This window comes from Duganella sp. CT11-25 (assembly GCF_047302815.1).
Lineage (GTDB): Bacteria > Pseudomonadota > Gammaproteobacteria > Burkholderiales > Burkholderiaceae_D > Rugamonas.
This window is the reverse complement of record NZ_JBKBFD010000001.1, coordinates 2,524,471-2,547,152: the sequence shown is the minus strand read 5'-3', so window position 1 is coordinate 2,547,152 and position 22,682 is coordinate 2,524,471. Positions and strand designations below refer to the sequence as shown.

The window sequence follows — 22,682 nt, the reverse complement described above, 5'->3', positions numbered from 1 at the left end:
TGCATGCCCCTGTCTTCCTACCTCAACACCACCCCCGTCGTCGGCGAAGGGCTGTACCTGCATCCGTCGGCGCAAGTGATCGGCGACGTCACCATCGGCCGCGATTCCTCGGTGTGGTGCAACACCGTGCTGCGCGGCGACGTCAACCGCATCGTCATCGGCGACTGCAGCAATGTGCAGGATTTCGCCATGGGCCACGTGTCGCACAAGAACGCGGCCAAGCCGGACGGCTCGCCGCTGATCATCGGCGATTATGTCACCATCGGCCACTCGGCGCTGCTGCATGGCTGCACCATCGGCAACGAATGCCTGATCGGCATGGGCTGCATCATCATGGACGATGTCGTCGTGCAGGACCAGGTGATGGTCGGCGCCGGCAGCCTGGTCTCGCCGCGCAAGGTGCTGAAGAGCGGCTATCTGTATGTCGGCCGCCCGGCGGTGCGGGTGAGGGCGCTCAGCGCCGAGGAAATCGCCTACCTGAAGTATTCGGCCGAGCACTACGTTCGCGTCAAAAACAACTATCTGGCGGGCTAGAGGGCGTTCTCGAACGCATTCCTCATTTACTTCTTGTAAATGAGAATCATTATTGTTAAGATGCGTTTTTGCCAGCAATCGCCGTAGGTCTCCGAGAGCCAGCCGTACAACTACTCTCTCTTGGAATCCTATGGCTGCTACCCAATCGGGCGCCCGGCATACCGCTGCGCCTTCGTCCTTCCACGCACGCCCACGCCTGATGGGCGTGGCCGTACAATCCGCACTGCTCACCATGCTCGGCGCCGCGTTGCCGGCTTACGCGCAGGATGCGCAAGCCGCCGCCGCCGCGCCCGCAAAATCCGCGCTGGAACTGTCCGAGATCCTGGTCAAGGCCAAGCGCGACGAAGCGGCCTCGACCCGCAACGGCAGCACCGTCGTCATCGGCGCCGAACAGCTGGAGCAGAACAGCGCGGTCGACATGGCCAACATCGCCCGCTACTCGCCGCTGATCAGCGTGCCGACCGCGGCCAGCGGCAGCGGCAACATCTGGGATGGCGCCGGCAACACCGGCTTCAATATCCGCGGCGTGGAGGGCAATCGCGTCAGCCTGGAGCTGGACGGCATCACGCTGCCGGACGCCGCGCCGAAACCGGACGGCACCACCACCAACGCCTTCGGCGTCGGCCGCGACTACTTCGATCCCGAAACTTTCCGCGAAGTGCGCATCGGCTCGGGCTCCAGCCCGGCCGGCGCCGGCACGCCGGGCCTGGGTGGTTCGGTGTCCTTCGTGACGAAATCGCCGGAAGACTACCTGAGCGGCTCGGCCAAGCTGTACGCCGACTATAAATTCGGCTACACCTCGGACCGCGCCAGCCGCATGCACGCGGTGACCGCCGCCACCGCGATCGGCGACAAGCTGAAGGCCCTGATCGTCGCCGTGCACCGTGACGGCGAGAACGCGGACAGCCTGGGCACCGCGCCGCTGAATCCGGACGACTGGAATTCGGACGCCGTGCTGGCCAAACTGAACTGGACGCTGACCCCGAACCAGAAACTCAACTTCACCATCGACAGCTACAAGGCCAAGCACGACCGCATCTACGAAAACAAGACCGGCGCCTCCTATCCGGACGGCGCGACCCAGGATTCCACCACCGAGCGCACCCGCTACAGCGTCGAGCACCAATACACGCCGAGCAACGGCACCTTGTTCGATACGCTGGACACCCGCCTGTACTCGCAGAAATCCAAGGTGGTCGACCTGACCCACGCCGACTACATCACCGGCGGCCAGCCTTACACCCGCGACATCAACACCGGCTTCTACAACGACAGCGAAGGCCTGGCGCTGGACGCCACCAGGCAGCTGGACCCGAACACGCTGCTGGCCTACGGCATCAGCTACGAGCAGCAGCAAAGCCGCCGCCCGTGGCGCGAGGACCGCACCGTCACCAAGACCGGTGCGCACCAGATCACCGTCAAGAACCGCATGGCGGACATGGATACCGACAAGCTGGCGGCCTACCTGCGCGGCGAGTTCGGCTTCACGCTGGGCAGTCATCAAGCCACGCTGACCCCCGGCCTGCGCGGCGAGCAGCGCAAGCTGACGCCGAAAAACCTGGCGGCCTACATTGTCGCCGTGCCGAGCGCGGCCAAGGAAATCAAGGAGGAAACCGATGCCTTCTTCACGCCGAGCCTGAACCTGTCGGTGGAACTGGCGCCGCACTTCAATGCCTATGCGCAGTACACGCGCGGCACGCGGCTGCCGACGGCGGCCGAGCGCACCGGCACCTACGACTCGTTCAGCTACACCGGCGCCGGCAACGGCTACGCCGTGCTGGGCAACCCCGACCTGAAAAAAGAAACCAGCAACGCGTTTGAAATCGGCCTGAAAGGCGAGCCGGCGCCGGGCGTGGATTTCAGCTTCTCGCTGTTCCATACCAACTACAACAACTTCATCGAGTACGCGACGCAGCCGGCCGATCCGGTCAACTATCCGACCATCACCTTCGGCCTGTACCGCCCGGAAAACGTCGGCAAGGCCAAGACCTGGGGCGGCGAGCTGAGCAGCCGCTTCGCGCTGGGCCAGTGGCTGTCGCGGATGAAGGGCTACAGCGTGGCGGTGGCCGGCGGCATCTCGCGCGGCTCGGCGGAAAACACGCTGACCGGCAAGTCCGGCGAACTGGCGTCGGTGCAGCCGTACAAGGCCAACGCCAGCTTCGCCTACGACGATCCGGCCAAACGCGGCGGCGGCGCGTTCACCGTCAGCACGGTGCGCGGCAAGCAGTCGCAAAGCGACGTCATCTCCGGCGTGACGGCGGCCCGCTTCGCCGTGCCCGGCTACACCACGCTGGATCTGACCGGCTACTGGAACATCGGCAAACACGCCGCCATCAGCGCCGGCATCTACAACCTGGGCGACAGGAAGTACTGGGACTACGCATCGGCACGCACGCTGCCGGCCGGCACCACCGCGGCAACGCTGGCCGACATCGAACGCATGGCACGTCCCGGCCGCAATTACGCAGTCAACCTCAAAGTGATTTACTAAGGAGTCCACCATGAAACCTCATCATCGATTTGCCCTGGCGCTGAGCGGCGCCTTGCTGCTGACCAGCCTGCCTGGCGGCGCCGCCACGCTGGCCGAGCGCTACGACGCGCTGCGCACCGAACAACCCAAGCTGCAACTGCGCGACGCCGCCAAGACGCTGAACGTGTCGGAGGCGGAGCTGCTGGCCGCCAGCGGCATCGGCAAGACTGTCACGCGCCTGCAGGAAGGCGAGAACGTGCCGCGCGAGATCATGCGCCGCGCGCTGGACCTGGGCAAGGTGCTGGCGCTGACGCGCAATGAAAACGGCGTGCTGGAGCGCACCGGCGTGGCCACCAAACTGAAGCCGCAGGAAGAAGTCGTCGGCCTCGACGCCGACAAGGAAAAGGAACGCGAAGCGCGCCTGCGCAACATCGCCGGCGGCTACCTGGGCGGCGAGATCGACCTGCGCTTCACCTTTAAAAACTGGAAGTATGCGTTTGCCGTGGCGCAGCCGGGCAAAGACGGCGTGGTCTCGCGCAGCCTGCAGTTCTTCGATACGCACGGCGACGCCGCGCACAAGATCTACGTCAAGAGCGACGCCGGCGTGGCCGTGTTCGACAAGCTGGTGGCCGACTTCCGCAATCCGGCGCAGAACGCCGACCTGAAAGTGGTGGCGGCGCCGGCCAAGCCGGCCGAGAAGCCGGACAGCGCGATCGACGTCAAGGAATTCCAGATGGCGTGGACCGAGCTGACCGACGTGCACCAGTTCAACCGCCTGCTGAGCGAGTTCGGCGTCTCGCGCGAACAGGCGATGCGCCTGGCGCCACCGGGCGCGGCGCAGCGCGTCACGCCGCTGGCGGTGCGTCAGCTGCTGGAGGAATCGGCCAAGCAAAAGCTGGACATCATGGCCTTCCTGGGTAACGAATCGACGATCCAGATCTTCAGCGGCAAGGTTGCCAAGGTGATGGAGGCGGGCGGCTGGTTCAACGTGCTGGATCCGGAATTCAACCTGCACCTGCGTGACACCGCCTTCAACAGCGGCTACGTCATCAAGCGCGCCGGCGTCACGTCGGTGGAATTCTTCGACAAGAAGGGCGAGCTGGTGGTGAGCTTCTTCGGCGTGCGCGAGCGCAACAAGCCGCAGCCGCAAACCTGGACCGACATGACCGCGGCGCTGCCGAAAGCCGACAACGCCGCCAGCCAGGCCAGCCGTTAAAAAATCCGGGGCCAGGCTTGAAATGCGGACCCCGGAGTTGTTTTTAGCCGTTGACGGCGGCGCGGCCCAGGGCTGGGTCGTCGGTGAAGAAGCCGTCCAGGCCGGTGGCGATGTAGCGCTTGATTTCGGCGATCGAGCCCGCTTCGTTGCGGGCTTTGTCGCCGGCGCCGTTGCGGAAGTCCGCCGCCAGGAAGTGGTTTTCGGGACGGAAGGTCCACGGTTCCACCCGTAGGCCGGCTTTGTGCGCGTCGTCGACCAGCGAGCTTGGCGCGTCCAGGCTGCCGTCCTTTTTCAGCGGGATGAGGGAGCGTGTCGGCGGCGCTACCACGTCCGCGTATTGGGCGATGTCGCGCAGGCCGGCCGGCGTGCACATCTGCGCGAAGGTCAGCGTGCCGTTTGCCGCCGCGACGTCCATCGGGCGCACGTTCTCGCCGATCACCAACTGCATCAGGCGCAGGTTGGCGCGCTGGCCCAGCTTGCCGCGCAGGTATTTCAGGTTGGCGACTTCAAACGATTGGATCTCGACCGGATTGCGGCGCGTGTAGTCGTGCGCGCCGAGGATGGCGAGGAAGCGGTCCTCCAGCGGCAAGCCGACGCTGGCGAAGTAGGTCGAGTGCTTGAGCTCCGGCACCAGGCCGATGATGCGCCCGCGCGCCGCCGCTTCGGCCGCGACGAAGTCGATGATCTCCTCAAACGTGACCACCTGGTACATGCCGTTGTACTGCGCGCTGCCCGGACGATACGCCGGGATGCGCTCGATGGCGCGCAGCGTTTTCAGTTCGGCCAGCGTGAAGTCGTCGACGAACCAGCCTTCGTGCGTTTCGCCGTCGATGGTCTTGCGCGTGCGGCGGCTGGTGAACTCTGGATGGCTGGCGACGTCGGTGGTCTCGCTCAAGAACGCTTCGTGGCGCGCGACCAGCACGCCGTCCCTGGTGCTGACCAGGTCCGGTTCCACATAGTCGGCGCCGTCGGCGATGGCCTTGGCGTACGAGGCCAGCGTGTGCTCCGGACGCAGCGCGCTCGCGCCGCGATGACCGAACACCAGCGGCGTCTTCGGACCGGCGCCGACCGGGGCGATGCCCGGCATGCCGGACAGGTCGGGCGTGGCCGGCGCGGCGGCCGCCAGGACCGACGAGGCCGGCATCAGCAGCGATGCGCCGGCGGCCACCGCCGCCGTCTGGATGAAGCCGCGACGCGACAGGCGTGTAGGTAAATAAAGTTTGTTCATCAGAAGTCCGCCATCAAAGTCAGGAAGCCCTGACGTGGTGCAATCGGGAATGTATTGTAAGTCCCGCTGGCCGCGCCGACTACCACGTTCAAGCTGCCCTCGCGATTGGCGAGGTTGCTGACGTTGACGCGGTAGCGCGCGTTCTTGACCCAGCCGCCGTTGAGGAAGGGCAGCTTGCCCGATACGCCCAGGCTCATCAGGAAGTAGCTCGGCACGTCGAGGTCGTTGGTGTAGGTGGCGTAGCGCTTGCCGACGTAGTCGCCGATCAGCTGGAACTCGGTGTCGGCCACGGTCAGCGTGGCGACGAATTTGTTCATCCACTCCGGGCTGCCAGGCACGGCCTTGCCTGCCGTGGCGACCACGTCCTTGCCGTTCAGGTAGTTGTCCTGGTAGGTCGAACGGTTGAACGACAGCGCGTCGTAGAACGAGAACATGCGGCCGAAGTGCAGCGTGCCCGACAAGTCGATACCATCGGTCTTGACGCTGCCGACGTTGGCCAGCAGCGGATTGCCGCCGATGATGGACGAGATCACCGGCGTCGGGCTGATGGTCAGCAGGCGGTCCTTGAAGTTGACGTGGTACAGGTTGACCTGGCCGTCGAAGGCGGTGACCGCGCCCAGGTCCAGCTGGTGGCTGGTGCGCAGGCCGGCTTCGTAGGTGATCGAGGTTTCCGGCTTGGCCGTGTCGCGGAACAGGTCAAATGCCTGCTGGCTCGCCAGGCTCCACGGCGAGGCGCCGCCGCCGCCGTAGGTGACGAACTGGCGCATGTTCTTTTGCACGTTGACGAACAGCTGGTCTTGCGAGGTGATGTCCCAGCGCGCGCCCGCTTGCGGCAGGAACCATTTCTTGGTGATGATCTCGCCGACCGGCAGGGCCAGCGAACCGTTGGCGATGGCGCCGGCTTTGGGTTGCACCGGGAACTGGCCGTCTGCAAACTGCAGGCTGGACTTGAAGCCGGCCTGCAAGGCCAGGTCGGGACGCACGCGCCATTCATCCTGCAGGTGGATCTGGGCCACCTTGTTGTCGATCTCGCTGCCGTACTGCGTGATCAGCGGATTGCTCGGACGGTCGTATGGCGAGCTTGGATTGTTGACGTCCAGCGCGTACCAGCGGCGGTAGGCCGACGAGCGGTTGTGCTCCAGCCACAGGCCGGCTTGCAGCTTGTGGTCGCCGAACTCGCTGCTCACGGTCGACAGCCAGCCGTTGCGGTTGATCGCGTATTCGGTGGTGCGGGTGGCGTAGCCGGAGTTGCCGAACACCTGCTTCAGGTTCTGGCCAGGGAAGTAGACCGCGAACAGCGCCGGCAGGCCGGCCACGCCGATCGGGCCGGCGACCACGCCGACGCCGTCATCGTTGTGGTAGTAGATCTGGTTCGACCAGGTGGTCGATTCGCCCAGGTTCATGTCGAACTTGGCGTAGGTCAGGTAGTCGGTGCGCTGGGCGTCGCTGTAGTAGTTGCGATAGTTGTTGCCTTCCGCGGCCGGCGTGCCGCCGGTGGCCGACAGATAGGCCAGCGCCTGCTGGAAGTTCGGATACATGAACGGGCGCGTGTACGGCTGGTATTTCTCGGCGGCCGAGCGCACGGTGCTGTCTTCGTTCGGCTCGATCTTGTCCGAGTAGTCGACGAACAGCGTCAGCTTGCCCAGGCTGCTTTGGTTGACGTACTTGGCGTTGATCTGGTCGCCGCCCTGGCGGCCGTTGAAGTCCCAGGCTTTCTGCTCGTGGTGCACGCCGGAGATGTAGGCGCTGTTGCCGTCGCCGAAGTTGCCGGTGTCGTAGCGCAGGAAGGTGCGCGAGGTGTTGTAGCTGCCGACGGTCTGCTGCACGGCCAGGTTGCGGCTGGCCAGCGGATTGCTGGAGAAGGTTTCGATGGTGCCGCCCAGGTTGCTGGTCGAGGCGGTCGACAGGTCGCCCGCGCCCGACGACAGGATCACGCTGCCGACGTTTTCGCTGATGACGGCGCGCTGCGGCGACAGGCCGTTGTAGTTGCCGTACTGCTGGTCGCCCAGCGGCACGCCGTCCATCGTGTAGCCCAGTTGCGGGCCGCTGAAGCCGTGGATGAACAGCGACAGATTCTGTTCGTTGTTGCCCCAAGGGTCGGCGGTCTGGAAGCTGACGCCGGGCAGGGTTTGCAGCGCTTTCAGCGGGTTGATGCCCGGCAGGATTTTCTGCATATCGCTCTTGTTCATCTCGACCGAGGAGCGGGTCTTGCGGGTCGACACTTCGACCACGGCGACCGGCGCGCCGGCGGCCGCTTCAATTTCCGCAGCGGGAGCGTCGACCACATCGGCCATATCGGCCACGGCGGCGGCTACATTGGCGGCGATCGCCAGCATCGGGAAGCTCAGCGCGGCGAAGCACACTGCGGATAATTTCTTGTTCATCTTTTTGCCTTGAAAACCAGTTTGAGGGAATAGCAACGCCCCGCATCATAGGCAGCAAGTGTTACGGGATCATGACCATGCGTTACACTGCTGTCTGGAAATAAGGAGATCATCACGATGCGCAGATTTTTAATGCTGGCGCTGGCACTGCAACTGGCCGGCTGCTATACGGTGGACCAGTCGCGGCTGGGGAACTTTGTCACGCAGACCATCCAGCCCGGCATGCCGATGGACCAGGCGCTGGTGCGTATGCAGACCGAGGGCTTTTATTGCAGCGCCGGCGCGGACGCCGTCAGCATCTGCACCCGCAGCCAGGCCCGTTTTCTGCGCGACAGCTGTACCGAGCGCGTCGACCTGGTGCGCAGCGCCACCGCCGCCAAGACCGTTGGTGCGATCGATGTATTGGAAGTGAAGTGCAATAAAAAATGAGATCGCGTCCCCGTTTTTTGCCCGATAACTTTACGCTGGCGATGATCGCCACCGTGATCGCGGGCAGCTTTTTCCCATGCACCGGGCAGGGTGCGGTCGTTTTCAACAGTGTCACGCATGTGGCGGTCAGCCTGCTGTTCTTCCTGCACGGCGCCAAGTTGTCGCGCGAGGCGGTGGTGGCGGGTATCACGCACTGGCGCCTGCATTTGCTGGTGTTGCTGTGCACCTTCGCCTTGTTCCCGCTGCTGGGGCTGGTGCTCAAGCCGGTGCTGGTGCTGCTGGTGACGCCGGATCTGTACCTGGGAATACTGTTCGTGTGCATGCTGCCGTCCACCGTGCAATCGTCGATCGCCTTCACGGCGGCGGCGCGCGGCAATGTGCCGGCGGCGATCTGCAGCGCGTCGGCGTCCAATCTGCTGGGCATCTTTTTAACGCCGGTGCTGGTCGGCCTGCTGACCACGGCGCAGATGAAGGGCGGCTCGACGCTGGAATCGGCGCTGCAGATCGCCGTCCAGTTGCTGCTGCCGTTTATCGCCGGCCAGGTGGCGCGGCGCTGGATCGGCGCCTGGGTCGAACGCAACAAGGAGCTGACGCGGCTGGTGGACCAGGGCTCGATCCTGCTGGTTGTCTATACCGCCTTCAGCGAAGCGGTCGGCCAGGGCCTGTGGCATCAGGTGTCGTGGCAGACGCTGGGCGGCCTGCTGCTGATCGATATGCTGCTGCTGGGATTGGTGATGTTCATCAGCGCCCAGCTGGCGCGCCGGCTGGGCTTCAGCCGCGAGGACCGCATCGCCATCGTGTTCTGCGGTTCCAAGAAAAGCATGGCCAGCGGCGTGCCGATGGCCAAGGTGCTGTTCGTGGGCACGGCGCTGGGCGCCGTGGTGTTGCCGCTGATGCTGTTCCATCAGCTGCAGCTGATGGTGTGCGCCGTGCTGGCGCAGCGCTACGCCGAGCGCCGCCTCCGCGCCTAGGCTTAGTGCTTGGCTTCGCTGGCCGGGATCAAGGCCTCGACCGGCGCATCGCTGACAAACAGCTGGGCGCAGTCGACCTTGTCGTACTCGTAGTGCTGGCCGCAGAAGTCGCAGTTGACGCCGACCAGGCCGTGTTCATCCAGTACGCTGTCGACTTCTTCGCGGCCCAGCATCTTCAGCATGTTGCCCACTTTTTCGCGCGTGCAGGTGCAGTGGAAGGCCGGGTGCAGCGGCTCGAACACGCGGATGGTCTCTTCCCAGAACAGACGCTGCATCAGCACGTCGATGGTGGTTTCCAGCAGTTCCTTTTCCTTCAGCGTCGAGCCGAGGATGACGGCGCGGTTCCAGGTTTCCAGCGCGTCTTCCGAGGTCAGCGGCGCGGCGCCGGTGGTGCCGCCATGGTCGGGCAGCTTTTGCAGCAGCAGGCCGCGCGAGACGTTGTCGTCGGCCGCCAGCCACAGCTTGGTGTCCAGCTGTTCCGAGCGCAGCATGTAGTTTTCAATGACGGTCGCGACCGAGTCGCCGTCCAGCGGCACGACGCCCTGGTAGGGCTGTTGGCCCGGCATCTTTTCCAGCGGATCGAGCGTGATGATGAAGCGGCCCTTGCCGTTCTCGTTCAGCAGCGACGGCAGCTTGGCGTCGTCGGCGATGACCGCGTCCGGGGCGAGCTTGGCGGTGGCGCGCAGGTGCAGGTCCGCGTCGCACTCGACCACCAGCAGGCGCACCGGACCGTCGCCGTGGATCTGCATGATGATGGAACCGTTGAACTTGAGGTTGGCCGACAGCAGCGCGGCGGCCGCCACCATTTCGCCCAGCAGTTTCTTGACCGGGGCCGGGTAGTTGTGACGCGACAGCACTTCGCGCCAGGTGCCGGAAACGTCGATCAGCTCGCCGCGCACGGCGGCGTTATCGAAGATGAATTTCTGCAGGGTGTCCTGGCCGGTGATGGGGGTGATGCTCATTTTTCTTATCCAATCTTTTTGAGTTGCGTCTTGAACAGTTGGCCGCGTTTGACATAGCTGTCGGCCGCGCCGGCCAGGCCGGCGACTTCTTCCGGCGTCAGCTGGCGCACGGCTTTGGCCGGCGCGCCGATGATCAGCGAGTAGTTCGGGAATTCCTTGCCTTCGGTGACCAGGGCGCCGGCGCCGACCAGGCTGCCCTTGCCGATCTTGGCGCCGTTCAGGATCACGGCCTGGATGCCGACCAGCGCGCCATCGCCGATGGTGCAGCCGTGCAGCATGGCCTGGTGGCCGATGGTCACGTTCTTGCCGATGTCCAGCGGATAGCCCATGTCGGTGTGCATGACCGTGCCTTCCTGTACATTGCTGTTTTCACCGATCGTGATGCGTTCGTTGTCGCCGCGGATGGTGACGCCGAACCAGACCGTGGTGTTGGCGTGCAGGCTGACTTTGCCGATCACGCTGGCAGTGTCGGCAACGAATGACGATGCATCGATCTCGGGCGCGTGTTCGCCCAGTTGATATATTGACATTGGAAACCTTAGGTTGAATGCTGAATGCGGTGGGATGGCGCTATTTTACGCTTGCGCAGCTATCGAACGGTCGTGCTATTATTTTGCTTTGCGGCCAGCAATGCTCAGACAATGCATGCATATTGCGCTGGCCGCCGTATTTTCAAGGTTGATCCATCATGACGCTGACTCCTTCCCGTTCCGAATTCCTGACCGTTCGCGGCTTGCGCTGCCATGTGCGCCACTGGGGCAGGGAGGGCGCGCCCAAGATTTTCATGATGCATGGCTGGATGGATGTGGGCGCCTCGTTCCAGTTCGTGGTCGACGCGCTGCAGGGCGACTGGCACGTGATCGCGCCGGACTGGCGCGGCTTCGGCCTGTCGCAGCGCAACGGCACCGATACCTACTGGTTCCCCGACTACCTGGCCGACCTGGACGCCATCCTGCGCCATTACTCGCCCGAGCAGGCGGTCAACCTGCTGGGCCACAGCATGGGCGGCAACGTGGTCGGCCTGTACGCCGGCGCGCGCCCGGAGCGCATCCGCAAGCTGATCAACCTGGAGGGCGCCGGCCTGCGCGGCGCCAGGCCGGAGCAGGCGCCGGGCCGCTACGCCAAGTGGATGGACAGCCTGCTGGACAAGCCGGACATGCGCACTTATCCGAGCCGGGCCGCCGTTGCCGCGCGCCTGCAAAAGACCAATCCGCGCCTGAGCGACGAGCGCGCCGCCTTCCTGTCCCAGCACTGGTCGGCGCAGAACGACGCCGGCGAGTGGGAAATCCTCGGCGATCCGCTGCACAAGCAGGCCGGCCCGCTGCCGTACCACGTCGAGGACGTGATGGCGTGCTGGAGCGCGATCAGCGCGCCGGTGCTGTGGGTGGAGGCCGACCAGACCAATATGTGGGACTGGATGGGCGCCAAGCCGGAAGGGCGCGCCGAGCTGGAGCGCCGCCTGGGCCATCTGCGCGACGTGACGTGCAAGATGGTGCACGATGCGGGCCACATGCTGCACCACGACCAGCCGGTCGAACTGGCGCACATGATCGAGGAGTTTTTGTCGCGCTGAACGAAAAGCTTGCCAAGACTTTGCTTGTTTGGCATGATTGGCCGCATGAACCCGCATAACACTACCGTCACGAACCTCAGCCGCGTCGCGCCAGACGCTGGCCTGGCCGCGTTCGCCGGTTGCGGTCAGTCCTACTCCATTATTCGAATTATTCAGGGTCGCTGAGCTGCGGCTGCGCCGGTGCTCGGCGCCCCCAGACCCCGCGCGGGCCTGGCCCGCATTCCCTCGAATAATTGAATGGAGCACTCAATGACGACATCCTATCCATCGCTGGCCCAGATCCGCGACACCGCCGCACGCCTGAACGGCAAGATCCTGCATACGCCGGTCTGGCGCTGGCAAACCGGCGTCATCGAAGAGCAATTTCCGTCCACCGAAGTCTGGCTCAAGCTGGAGCTGTTCCAGAAGACCGGCACCTTCAAGCTGCGCGGCGCGCTCAACTGCATCGAAGCGCTGGACGCGGAAGCGCGGCGGCGCGGCGTGGTCGCCGTCAGCGCCGGCAACCATGCGATCGCGGCGGCCTACACCGCGCGGCTGGCCGGCTGCAGCGCCAAGGTGGTCATGCCGCGGCATGCGAATCCGGCGCGCGTCGCCGCCTGTCGCGAGTTCGGCGCCGAAGTGCTGCTGATGCCGGACATGCACCAGGCCTTCGCCCATGGGGACGACATCGCGCGCGACGAGGGCCGCACCATGCTGCATCCCTACGACGGCCCGCTGACCGCGCAGGGCACCGGCACGGTCGGGCTGGAACTGATGGCGCAGGTGCCGGACCTGGACGCGGTGGTGGTGCCGGTGGGCGGCGGCGGCCTGTGCGGGGGCATCGCCGCCGCCGTCAAGCAGCTCAATCCCGGCTGCGCCGTGTTCGGCGTGGAGCCGTTCGGCGCCGACGCGCTGTACCGCAGCTTCGCCTCCGGTGTGCCGGAGACGCTGGAGCGGGTCGATACCGTGGCCGACAGCCTCGGCGCGCCGTATGCGATGGACTACAGCTTCAACCTCTGCCGCCGCTTCGTCAACGAGGTGGTGCGCGTGAGCGACGACGAGATCTGCCTGGCCATGCTGCATCTGTTCCGCGACGCCAAGCTGGTGGCGGAGCCGGCCGCCGCCGTGGCGACGGCGGCGCTGTTCGGGCCGCTGCGCGAGCGGCTGGCCGGCAAGCGCGTGGCGTTGCTGGTCTGCGGCTCGAATATCGATCCGGCGCGCTTTGCCGAGTTGCTGTGCAGGGGCGCGCGCATCCGGGATACAATGGCAGCATGTTAAAAGTTGATCTGCACTGTCATTCCAACGTCTCGGACGGCGTTCTGGCCCCTGCCGCCGTGGCGGAACACGCGCGCAAGGCCGGCGTCGACGTCTGGGCGCTGACCGACCACGATGAAGTCGGCGGCATTCCAGCCGCCCGCGCCGCCGCCGAGGCGCAGGGCATGCGCTTCGTCACCGGCGTCGAGATTTCGATCACCTGGGCCAATGAAACGGTCCACATCGTCGGCCTGCAGATCGACGAGAACAATGCCGCGCTGGTCAACGGCCTGGCCTGCACCCGCTCCGGCCGCGACAACCGCGGCCGCGAGATCGCCCGCCAGCTGGCCACCGCCGGCATCGAGGGCGCCTACGAGGGCGCGCTGAAGTTCGTCGGCAACCCGGACCTGATGTCGCGCACGCACTTTGCCCGCTATCTGGTGGAAATCGGCGTGTGCGCGAATATCCCCGACGTTTTCAAGAAATACCTGTCGGAAGGCAAACCGGGCTATGTGCCGCATTGCTGGGCCAGCCTGGCCGATAGCGTCGGCTGGATACGCGGCGCGGGCGGCATCGCCGTCATCGCCCATCCAGGCCGCTACCGGTTCAGCCAGCTGGCCCAGGGCGAGCTGTTCGACGAGTTCAAGCAACTGGGCGGCAGCGCCATCGAGGTGGTGACCGGCAGCCATACGCCGGACCAGTACCCGGTCTATGCGCAGTTGGCAAACAGCTATGGTTTCCTGGCCTCGCGCGGCACCGATTTCCACGCGCCGGGCGAATCGCGCATCGATTTCGCCTTGCTGCCGCCGCTGCCGGCCAACGTCAAGCCGGTCTGGCACGACTGGTTCTGAGCGCGCTCCCTGTCGCGGTAATCTCGCCTTCCGATTACCGGTCCCATGTAAGTAGCCGTATCTTGATTTTGCATTGGCGCGGTCTTACCTTATGATTTGGGCAAACTTGCCTGCACCTGGAGACCTACAATGAAGCGCATCGTCCTGTTTATCGCCACCAACCTCGCCGTGATGTTGGTGTTGTCCATCGTCCTGTCGTTGCTGGGCATCGGCCGTCCGGGCGCGGGCAATACGCTGGAACTGGGCAGCCTGCTGGCGTTTTCGCTGGTGGTCGGCTTTACCGGCGCGATCTTCTCGCTGCTGATCAGCAAGCCGATGGCCAAATGGTCGACCGGCGCGCGCGTGATCGACAATCCGTCCTCGTCGACCGAGCTGTGGCTGGTCAACACCGTCAAGGCCTTGTCCGAGCGCGCCGGCATCGGCATGCCGGAAGTGGCGGTCTACGATGGCGAGCCGAACGCGTTCGCCACCGGCGCCTTCAAGAACTCGGCGCTGGTCGCCGTCTCGACCGGCCTGCTGGAAAACATGAACCGCGACGAAGTGGAAGCCGTGCTCGGCCACGAGGTGGCCCACATCGCCAACGGCGACATGGTGACCATGACCCTGATCCAGGGCGTGGTCAACACCTTCGTGGTGTTCCTGGCGCGCGTGGTGGGCTTCTTCGTCGACAAGGTGCTGCTGAAGAATAACGGCGAGAACCGCGGACCCGGCATCGGCTACATGGTGACCGTGTTCGTCTGCGAGATCATCTTCGGCCTGGCCGCCTCGCTGATCGTGGCCTGGTTCTCGCGCCAGCGCGAGTTCCGCGCCGACGCCGGCTCGGCCAAGCTGCTGGGCAGCAGCGTGCCGATGCAGCATGCGCTGGCGCGCCTGAACGGCATGCATCCCGGCGCGCTGCCGCAGTCGATCGCGGCGTCCGGCATCACCAGCGGCGGCGGCTGGGGCGCGCTGTTTTCCACCCACCCGCCGTTCGAGCAGCGTATCGCTGCCTTGCGTAGCGTACAATCGTAACGTTTTCAACAGCGGCGCGGGCCGGACCTTAACAGGGCCAGCCCCGCCAGCCACATATGAGTCAATTCTTCCAGGTACATCCCGTCAATCCGCAGCAGCGCCTGATCAAGCAGGCCGCGCAGATCATTCACGGCGGCGGCATCGTCGCCGTGCCGACGGATTCCTGTTACGCGCTGGTCTGCCATCTGGACGACAAGGCGGCCGTCGAGCGCTTGCGCCGCATCCGCGGCATCGATGAAAAACACCATTTGACCCTGCTGTGCCGCGACCTCAGCGAGATCGGCGTCTACGCGCGGGTCGACAACCGCCAGTTCCGCTTGCTGAAGACGGCGACGCCGGGCCCGTTCACTTTCATTCTCGAAGCGACCAAGTGCGTGCCGCGCCGGCTCAGCCATCCGTCGCGCAAGACCATCGGCCTGCGGGTGCCGGAAGACGCCATCGTGCATGCGCTGCTGGAGGAGCTGCAGCAGCCGCTGCTGGGCACCACCTTGATCATGCCGGGCGAGAGTGATGCGCTGAACGACGCCGACACCATTTGCGAGCGGCTGGGCAAGCAGCTGGAATTGATCATCGACGGCGGCGCCTGCAGCATGGAGCCGACCACGGTGATCGACCTGACCGGTCCGGAAGCCGAGCTGGTGCGCCAGGGCCGCGGCGATGCCGCCGCTTTCGGCCTCTGACCCTCAACAAGGCAAGCGCGCCGGCCTTCGACGGCGCCGCAAGATCACCCCTGTAGCCTCTGGTAAAATCCCCACATGGATATTGATAGCATTGTTCAGACCATCACGGTCTACGCCATCCCTGTTCTTTTTGCAATTTCCCTGCATGAAGCCGCACATGGATATGTCGCCCGCTATTTTGGCGATCCCACCGCAGCCAACGAAGGCCGTTTGAGCCTCAATCCGCTGCGTCACATCGATCCGTTCGGCACCATCATCCTGCCGCTGATCCTGAGCCTGCTGACCCTGCCCGCGCTGGGCTTCGCCAAGCCGGTGCCGGTTGACTACGGCCGCCTGCGCAATCCGAAAAAGCAGATGGCCATGGTGGCCGCCGCCGGACCGGCCGCCAACTTCGCCATGGGCCTGGGCTGGATGGCGCTGTGGGTGATCCTGAGCTACGGCCTGAAGCTGGAACAGACCGATTTCTTCGTGCAGATGTGCCGCGCCGGCATCGGCGTCAATTCCGCCATGTGCGTGTTCAACCTGATTCCGCTGCCGCCGCTGGACGGCGGCCGCATCGTCACCGGCATCCTGCCGATGGGACTGGCGCGCAAATACGCGCAGATCGAGCGCTACGGCGTGTATGTGTTCATCGGCCTGATCCTGATGATGCAGTTCGGCCTGCTGACCGGCTTCCTGATCGGCGGCATGCATGTCCTGCAGAGCATCTTCCATGTGCTGGTGTTCCCGCTGATTTTCCTTTTGAACTGAGCCCGAACCATGTATCCCGATCGTGTCGTTTCCGGCATGCGCCCCACCGGCTCCATGCATCTGGGCCACTATCACGGCGCATTGAAAAACTGGATCAAGATGCAGTCCGAGCTGCCGTGCCTGTTCTTCGTGGCCGACTGGCACGCGCTGACCACGCACTACGACGACCCGTCCGTCATCGAGCGCAGCACCTGGGAGATGCTGGTCGACTGGCTGGCCGCCGGCATCGATCCCTCGCAATCGACGCTGTTCATTCAGTCGCGCGTGCCCGAGCACGCCGAGCTGCACCTGCTGCTGTCGATGGCCACGCCGCTGGGCTGGCTCGAACGGGTGCCGACCTACAAGGACCAGATCGAGAACCTGGCCAACAAGGACCTGGCGACCTACGGCTTCCTCGGCTACCCGCTGCTGCAGGCGGCCGACGTGCTGATCTACCGCGCCAGCCAGGTGCCGGTGGGCGAGGACCAGGTGCCGCATATCGAGATGATGCGCGAAATCGCGCGCCGCTTTAATCATCTGTACGGCAAGGAAAAGGGCTTCGAAGAGAAGGCGCTGGCCGCCGTGAAAAAGCTGGGCAGCAAGCGCGCCAAGCTCTACAACGAGCTGCGCACCGAGTACCAGCAGGAGGGCAAGGACGAGGCGCTGGAGCAGGCCAAGGCCATGCTGGACGACGCCCAAAGCCTGTCGCTGGGCGACCGCGAGCGGCTGTACGGCTACCTCGAAGGCAGCCGCAAGCTGATCCTGGTCGAGCCGCAGGCGCGGCTGACGGCGGCGTCGCGCCTGCCGGGCCTGGATGGCCGCAAGATGTCCAAGAGCTACGGCAACGCCATCGCGCTGCGCGAGGACAAGGAATCGGTCGGCAAGAAGGTCCGCACCATGCCGACCGATCCGGCCCGCGTGCGCCGCACCGACGCCGGCGATCCGGCCCGTTGCCCGGTCTGGCAATTCCACCAGGTGTATTCCGATGCCGCGACCCAGGAATGGGTGGTCAAGGGCTGCAAGTCGGCCGGCATCGGCTGCATCGAGTGCAAGCAGCCGGTGATCGACGCCATCGTCAAGGAGCAGGAGCCGATGCACGAGCGCGCCCAGCAATACCTGGACGATCCATCGCTGGTGCGCGCCATCGTTGCCGACGGCAATGACGCGGCGCGCAAGCTGGCGCTGGACACCATGCGCGACGTGCGCGAGGCCATGGGCCTGGCCTATTCGTAAAATTCAGTAAAGACCGACATGACCGATACCATCTCTCCCTGGGTGCAACGCTATGCCCCGCTGATCCCCGGCGGCGCCGTGCTGGACCTGGCCTGCGGCAGCGGCCGCCACGCGCGCCACCTGGCCTCGCTGGGCCACGCGGTGGTCGCGGTCGACCGCGATCCCGAGGCGCTGGCCGCTGCGGCCTGTCCCGATATCAGCACCAGCGCCATCGACCTGGAGGAGGAGGGCGCGGCCTGGCCTTTCGGTCCGGACCGATTTGCCGGCATCGTGGTCACAAACTACCTGCATCGGCCGCTAATCGGCGCCATGCTGGGCAGCCTGGCGTCGAACGGCGTGCTCATTTACGAGACCTTCGCCGATGGCAATGCGCAGTTCGGCAAGCCGTCGAATCCGGCGTTTTTGCTGCAGCCCGGCGAGTTGCTGGCGTGGGCGCGCGAGCACGGTTTGCGCGTGGTGGCCTTCGAGGATGGCGTCATCGACACCCCGAAAGCTGCCATGGTGCAACGTCTGTGCGCCGTCAAGGCCGATTTCCCCCGCGTGGCGGCACTTTTACCGCCATTTTGAGCGCCGATTTGTCGCCCCGAATGCACCATTGGCGCGGCCTATCGTCTACAATCGTTGTTTTAATACTTTATGCAGTGGTTTCCTATGATTAAGGGCAGCATAGTAGCAATCGTTACCCCGATGCACGCAGACGGCAGTCTGGACTTCGAGGGCTTGAACCGGCTGATCGACTGGCACATCGCCGAAGGTACGGACAGCATCGTCATCGCCGGCACCACCGGCGAATCGGCCACCGTGAGCGTGGAAGAGCACTGCGCGCTGATCAAGGCGACGGTTGCCCATGCCAAGGGCCGCATCCCCATCATCGCCGGCGCCGGCGCCAACTCGACCGCCGAGGCGATCAAGCTGACCCGCTTTGCCAAGGAAGCGGGCGCCGACGCCACGCTGCAGGTCGTTCCCTACTACAACCGTCCTACCCAGGAAGGCATGTTCCAGCACTTCAAGGCCATCGCCGAAGCGGTGGACCTGCCGGTGATCCTGTACAACGTGCCGGGCCGCACCGTTGCCGACATGAGCAACGAGACCATCCTGCGCCTGGCCGCGATCCCGAACATCGTCGGCGTGAAAGACGCGACCGGCAACATCGGCCGCGGCTACGACCTGCTGCGCCTGGCGCCGAAATCGTTCGCCGTGTACTCGGGCGACGATCCGACCGCGATGGCGCTGATGCTGGCCGGTGGCGCGGGCAATATCTCGGTGACCGCCAACGTCACCCCGCGCGCCATGGCCGACATGTGCCGTGCGGCCATCGCCGGCGACATCGCCAAGGCGCTGGAGCTGAACAATAAAATGTTCCCGCTGCACCAGAAACTGTTCATCGAACCCAACCCGGTCCCGGTCAAATGGGCGCTGGCGGAAATGGGCAAAATGCCAGCGGGCATACGCCTGCCGCTGGTGCCATTGGCGGCTGATTGCCACGAAGCGGTACGCGCGGCCCTGCGAGAAGCCGGCGCACTGTAAAACCCGTAGTGTAAAGCTTGCAGGACAAGCAACAAGCCCCGACCTGGTTCGGATCATATTTTGCTGCACTTCAGCTTCTTAAACAGTAACGACATGACTATTCGCAAGACAGCTTCTATTTCCTCGCAGCGCGCCCTGATCGTTGGCGCATTGGCGGCCAGCTTGACCGGTTGCGGCATGCTCGGCTCGGTCATCGGCAACGACAAGGTGGACTACAAGTCGGCCAAGAAGGCCAGCACGCTGGACGTGCCGCCGGATCTGACGCAATTGCAGAAAGATAACCGCTACTCGCTGCCGGATTCGAACAATGGCGTGGCCACCGCGTCCGGCTACAACGCCTCCAAGGGCGCCGCAGGCGGCCCGGCCGCTGCCGTCATCCCTGGCCAGCCAGCCGCCGGCACCGTGGTGCCGACCAGCCTGAACGACATCAAGGTCGAACGCGACGGCAATCAGCGCTGGCTGGTGATCAAGCAGACGCCTGAGCAGCTGTGGCCGCAGCTGAAGCAGTTCTGGGAAGATTCCGGCTTCACCATGGCGCAGGAACTGCCGACCGCCGGCATCATGGAAACCGAGTGGAACGAGAACCGCGCCAAGATTCCGCAAGACTTCATCCGCAACACCATCGGCAAGGTATTCGATTCGGTCTACTCCAGCGGCGAGCGCGACAAGTTCCGCACCCGCATCGAGCGCCGCGCCGACGGCGCCAGCGAGATCTATATCAGCCACCGCGGCGCCCAGGAAGTGGCGACCGGTTCGCAGAAGGAAACCACCAGCTGGATGCCGCGTCCTAACGATCCTGGCCTGGAAGCGGAATTCCTGGCGCGCCTGATGAACAAGCTGGGCAATGGTGGCCCGACCGATACCGCCGTGGCCAAGACCGCCGTGGATAGCGCGATTGTTCAGCCGCAGCATGCCTCGCTGGTGGGTGCCGGCGCCGAGCGCGCCGTGCAGGTGGACGAGGGCTTCGACCGCGCCTGGCGCCGTGTCGGCCTGGCGCTGGACCGCGCCGGTTTCACGGTGGAAGACCGCGACCGCACCCAGGGTATTTACTTCGTCCGTTATATCGACGACGTGACCGAAACCAAGGGTTTCTTCAGCAAGCTGTTTAGCTGGGGTTCGGCATCGGAAGCCGACAAGGAAGCGCAGCGCTATCGCATTTCGGTAAAAGCCGGTGCGGGTAATAGCAGCACCGTTACCGTATTGAGCAATGCCGGCAAAGTTGAATCCAGCCCGGTCGGCGATAAGATCCTGACCCTGCTGCATGAGCAATTGAAATAAGTATTACTCACGTAGAAAAGCCGGCGTAAGCCGGCTTTTTTTATGCCTGCAACAAAGCTTTGGACGAAAAAAAACCCGCCTGCACTGAACGCGACCTTGAGCGCGTTCAGGCTGGCGGGTTTTTTCTCGTGCTGATTACTTCGAAGCAGCAGGAGCCGAAGCAGCTGGTGCTGGAGCAGCAGCAGCGTCCGAAGCTGCAGGAGCAGCAGCGGCTGGAGCAGCAGCGTCAGCAGCTGGAGCTGGTGCTGGAGCAGCAGCTGGAGCAGCTTCTGGAGCAGCTACTGGAGCTGGAGCAGCAGGAGCTTCTTCTTTTTTCGAGCAAGCAGCCAGAGCAACAGCCAGCAGGGAAACGATCAGCAGGGATTTTTTCATGGGGTTTTCCTTAATTAATTCAAAATTAAACAGATTGTTGCGATTAATAATTACCGGTAATTATCGCTCATTAGGTCGTCTTCGAAGGCTTTCGTACCTATAATGGTGCCTGCCAGACAACGGAAACTTCCTAACCGAATATTATAGCGATTTTTAGTGCATCGCAATAGGACAAACAGTCGTTCACACAACTATTTTGCGATATCGCAACATTTCGGTTTCGACCCCACTTCAGCGGAATCCGCACTTATCACCAGTGTTCGCATCGAACACCCGCATTTTACCCGAATTGACTCATAATCCTGTTGAGTTTGCATACAATCCGGGGCCCGATTCTAACCAAATTGTAAGGAAACGTTCCAGGCTGGTTTGGGTATCCGCCGGTGAATCGAAAACCGCTTCTCCGCGGAAATGATCGGCGTGAAAACGGCGCACAATGTCGCGCTGGTCGGCGATGCAGAAGGAATCGGTCAATTGCCGCAATTGCTGGCTGGTGCGCCGGACTTCAATTAAATGGCCATAATCCTTGAGCAGCCGCAGGAAGCGCGGCGCGTTGCGCTCCATGTGGCGGCCGTCGTGCGCCACCAGCTGCAGCTGGCCGCCATCCTTGAAGAAGCGGCGCAGCAGGGCGTCGCTGGCGCTGCTGCCCAGCTCCCAGATGGCAAAGTCCGGGTCGAACAGCTGCAGCGTGTGCTGCGCGCGGGTCAGGCAGCTGGCCAGGTGCTGGACGAACTCCGCCTTGGTGGTGAAGGGAAATACCTGCTTTTCCATGCCGCCTCCCGTTTTTTATTCGGCCTGATTAACCCAGCTCGATCCAGCCATCCTGGTACCAAGTATACAAAGCTTCCAGCACATCGTCCGAAGCGAGGGCCAGTTCGGCGCCTTCGAGGCGGCGGTTGTTGGCCAGCAGTTCCAGCGTGATCTTGTCGGCACGGCCGACGCCGAACGATTCGCCATTGATGAAGACGTTTTTGCCGCGATACAGCATCTGCGTCTTGCGCGACAGCGACAGGCCTTTTTTAGCAGCGGCTTCGCCGAACTTGCCGACCGTTAGCGGTTTTGCCGGGCCGGTGAAGAAGACGTTGTGCTTGGGCGTGGACATGTACTCGCCAAAGAAGATCGTGATGTCTTCCTCGGTGAAGCGGACCTTGTTCAGTTCCTCCGTCAGCGCGGCCAGCATGTGGCGCGGGATCTCGGCCGGCTTGGCGGTCGCCTCCAGCTCCGGGTCGGCATAGCGGCCCGGCAGGTCGATCGAGTCGGCCATGAATTGCAGGAAGTTCTCGCCCAGTTCCTGGTAGGACGGCGAACGGAAGCCGATCGAATAGGTCTGGCAATCGCCGATGGCGATGCCGTCGTGGGCGTAGTGCGGCGGCAGGTACAGCATGTCGCCCGGATTCAGCACGAACTCCTCGTTCGGCTTGAAGTTGGCCAGGATCTTCAGCGGCAGGCCGTCGACCAGGCTCAGGTCCTTCTGCGGGCCGATGCTCCAGCGGCGCTGGCCCTGCGCCTGCAGCAGGAACACGTCGTAGGAATCGAAGTGCGGACCGACGCCGCCGCCATCGGTGGCGAAGCTGACCATCAGGTCGTCCAGCCGGGCGTCGGGAATGAAGCGGAACTGGCGCAGCAGCTCGTCGGCCTTGGCGTCGAACAGGTTGACGCCCTGGACCAGCATGGTCCAGGCCTTCTGCGTCATCGGCGGCAGGCTTTCCAGCGGGCCGTGCTGCATGTTCCACTCGCCGTCGACCGACGTGATCAGGCGCGATTCGGCGTGGTTGGTGGAGGCCAGCTTGGTCAGCGCGTCCAGGCTGAGCAGCGGCTTGAAGCCGGGGATGGCGTTGCGGATCAAAAGCGGCTTTTTGTGCCAGTAGTCGCGCAGGAACTGCGCCGGCGTGATGTCGCCGAGGAGCGGTAATTTTTTCATGCGCCATTATAACCATCCGCCGTGCCGATTGTCGGTCCGGCGGCAGCCCGGGCGGCGATCCAAGGTATAATCCGGGGGCT

The 22,682-nt window shown here is 64.1% G+C and carries 22 protein-coding genes; 15 read left to right on the top strand and 7 right to left on the bottom strand.

Annotated features, from left to right (window positions below; genetic code table 11):
* Positions 1-3: 3 nt before the first annotated feature.
* From ACEN9F_RS10825 to ACEN9F_RS10815, 3 genes are all read left to right on the top strand, one after another.
* Entirely contained in the window at positions 4-534 is a 531-nt protein-coding gene (locus ACEN9F_RS10825) for a gamma carbonic anhydrase family protein (protein ID WP_413420027.1), read from the top strand.
* A 130-nt stretch (positions 535-664) separates the two neighbouring features.
* Positions 665-3,025, top strand: coding sequence for a TonB-dependent hemoglobin/transferrin/lactoferrin family receptor (locus ACEN9F_RS10820; protein WP_413420026.1), 2,361 nt, complete (start codon positions 665-667; stop codon positions 3,023-3,025).
* Positions 3,026-3,035: 10 nt separating this feature from the next.
* Positions 3,036-4,220: a hemin-degrading factor gene (locus ACEN9F_RS10815; protein ID WP_413420025.1), complete on the top strand. Its 1,185-nt coding sequence runs from the start codon at positions 3,036-3,038 to the stop codon at positions 4,218-4,220.
* Between the two features lie 43 nt (positions 4,221-4,263).
* On the opposite strand, the gene ACEN9F_RS10810 is transcribed toward ACEN9F_RS10815, so the two are convergent.
* Together ACEN9F_RS10810 and ACEN9F_RS10805 are read right to left on the bottom strand one after the other, a co-directional pair.
* A complete protein-coding gene (locus tag ACEN9F_RS10810) occupies positions 4,264-5,448 on the bottom strand; it encodes a glycerophosphodiester phosphodiesterase (RefSeq protein ID WP_413420024.1) in 1,185 nt (394 codons plus the stop codon).
* Complete coding sequence (locus ACEN9F_RS10805) at positions 5,448-7,832, bottom strand: TonB-dependent receptor (protein WP_413420023.1); 2,385 nt, start codon at positions 7,830-7,832, stop codon at positions 5,448-5,450. Before ACEN9F_RS10805 ends, ACEN9F_RS10810 begins: the two co-directional genes overlap by 1 nt.
* 117 nt (positions 7,833-7,949) lie before the next feature.
* On the opposite strand from ACEN9F_RS10805, the gene ACEN9F_RS10800 reads away from it, so the two are divergent.
* Positions 7,950-8,261 carry a hypothetical protein gene (locus tag ACEN9F_RS10800; protein ID WP_413420022.1) on the top strand — a complete coding sequence of 104 codons (312 nt, stop codon included), beginning with the start codon at positions 7,950-7,952 and terminating at the stop codon, positions 8,259-8,261.
* Complete coding sequence (locus ACEN9F_RS10795) at positions 8,258-9,232, top strand: bile acid:sodium symporter family protein (RefSeq protein ID WP_413420021.1); 975 nt, start codon at positions 8,258-8,260, stop codon at positions 9,230-9,232. Before ACEN9F_RS10800 ends, ACEN9F_RS10795 begins: the two co-directional genes overlap by 4 nt.
* Positions 9,233-9,234: 2 nt before the next feature.
* Here the strand turns inward: ACEN9F_RS10795 and hslO are convergent, their stop codons facing one another.
* Both hslO and ACEN9F_RS10785 read right to left on the bottom strand, forming a co-directional pair.
* Positions 9,235-10,194: an Hsp33 family molecular chaperone HslO gene (gene hslO, locus ACEN9F_RS10790; protein ID WP_413420020.1), complete on the bottom strand. Its 960-nt coding sequence runs from the start codon at positions 10,192-10,194 to the stop codon at positions 9,235-9,237.
* Between the two features lie 5 nt (positions 10,195-10,199).
* The gene (locus ACEN9F_RS10785; RefSeq protein ID WP_413420019.1) at positions 10,200-10,724 is read right to left on the bottom strand and encodes a gamma carbonic anhydrase family protein; all 525 of its coding nucleotides are present in this window, start codon (positions 10,722-10,724) and stop codon (positions 10,200-10,202) included.
* Positions 10,725-10,882: 158 nt separating this feature from the next.
* On the opposite strand from ACEN9F_RS10785, the gene ACEN9F_RS10780 reads away from it, so the two are divergent.
* From ACEN9F_RS10780 to bamC, 10 genes are all read left to right on the top strand, one after another.
* Positions 10,883-11,767, top strand: a complete 885-nt coding sequence (locus ACEN9F_RS10780; protein WP_413420018.1) for an alpha/beta fold hydrolase — start codon at positions 10,883-10,885, stop codon at positions 11,765-11,767.
* Between the two features lie 249 nt (positions 11,768-12,016).
* Positions 12,017-13,024: a threonine/serine dehydratase gene (locus tag ACEN9F_RS10775; RefSeq protein ID WP_413420017.1), complete on the top strand. Its 1,008-nt coding sequence runs from the start codon at positions 12,017-12,019 to the stop codon at positions 13,022-13,024.
* Positions 13,018-13,851, top strand: a complete 834-nt coding sequence (locus ACEN9F_RS10770) for a 3',5'-nucleoside bisphosphate phosphatase (RefSeq protein WP_413420016.1) — start codon at positions 13,018-13,020, stop codon at positions 13,849-13,851. The genes ACEN9F_RS10775 and ACEN9F_RS10770 overlap by 7 nt, the downstream gene beginning before the upstream one ends.
* A 129-nt stretch (positions 13,852-13,980) precedes the next feature.
* On the top strand, positions 13,981-14,862 hold the full coding sequence (gene htpX / locus ACEN9F_RS10765; protein WP_413420015.1) for a protease HtpX: 882 nt from the start codon (positions 13,981-13,983) through the stop codon (positions 14,860-14,862).
* A 56-nt stretch (positions 14,863-14,918) separates the two neighbouring features.
* Positions 14,919-15,542 carry an L-threonylcarbamoyladenylate synthase gene (locus tag ACEN9F_RS10760; RefSeq protein WP_413420014.1) on the top strand — a complete coding sequence of 208 codons (624 nt, stop codon included), beginning with the start codon at positions 14,919-14,921 and terminating at the stop codon, positions 15,540-15,542.
* Between the two features lie 75 nt (positions 15,543-15,617).
* Positions 15,618-16,292 carry a site-2 protease family protein gene (locus tag ACEN9F_RS10755; protein WP_413420013.1) on the top strand — a complete coding sequence of 225 codons (675 nt, stop codon included), beginning with the start codon at positions 15,618-15,620 and terminating at the stop codon, positions 16,290-16,292.
* Positions 16,293-16,301: 9 nt separating this feature from the next.
* Positions 16,302-17,504 (top strand): tryptophan--tRNA ligase, encoded by a 1,203-nt coding sequence (locus ACEN9F_RS10750; protein WP_413420012.1) that lies wholly within the window; start codon positions 16,302-16,304, stop codon positions 17,502-17,504.
* A gap of 18 nt (positions 17,505-17,522) precedes the next feature.
* Positions 17,523-18,071, top strand: a complete 549-nt coding sequence (locus ACEN9F_RS10745; RefSeq protein WP_413420011.1) for a class I SAM-dependent methyltransferase — start codon at positions 17,523-17,525, stop codon at positions 18,069-18,071.
* Between the two features lie 84 nt (positions 18,072-18,155).
* The gene (gene dapA / locus ACEN9F_RS10740) at positions 18,156-19,031 is read left to right on the top strand and encodes a 4-hydroxy-tetrahydrodipicolinate synthase (RefSeq protein WP_413420010.1); all 876 of its coding nucleotides are present in this window, start codon (positions 18,156-18,158) and stop codon (positions 19,029-19,031) included.
* A 93-nt stretch (positions 19,032-19,124) separates the two neighbouring features.
* Complete coding sequence (bamC, locus tag ACEN9F_RS10735; RefSeq protein WP_413420009.1) at positions 19,125-20,309, top strand: outer membrane protein assembly factor BamC; 1,185 nt, start codon at positions 19,125-19,127, stop codon at positions 20,307-20,309.
* A gap of 135 nt (positions 20,310-20,444) precedes the next feature.
* Here bamC and ACEN9F_RS10730 read toward each other — a convergent pair whose 3' ends face one another.
* The 3 genes from ACEN9F_RS10730 to ACEN9F_RS10720 form a co-directional block, all read right to left on the bottom strand.
* Complete coding sequence (locus tag ACEN9F_RS10730; protein ID WP_413420008.1) at positions 20,445-20,681, bottom strand: hypothetical protein; 237 nt, start codon at positions 20,679-20,681, stop codon at positions 20,445-20,447.
* 294 nt (positions 20,682-20,975) lie between these two features.
* Positions 20,976-21,452 carry a hypothetical protein gene (locus tag ACEN9F_RS10725; RefSeq protein ID WP_413420007.1) on the bottom strand — a complete coding sequence of 159 codons (477 nt, stop codon included), beginning with the start codon at positions 21,450-21,452 and terminating at the stop codon, positions 20,976-20,978.
* Between the two features lie 28 nt (positions 21,453-21,480).
* Entirely contained in the window at positions 21,481-22,602 is a 1,122-nt protein-coding gene (locus tag ACEN9F_RS10720) for a JmjC domain-containing protein (RefSeq protein ID WP_413420006.1), read from the bottom strand.
* Positions 22,603-22,682 lie beyond the last annotated feature (80 nt).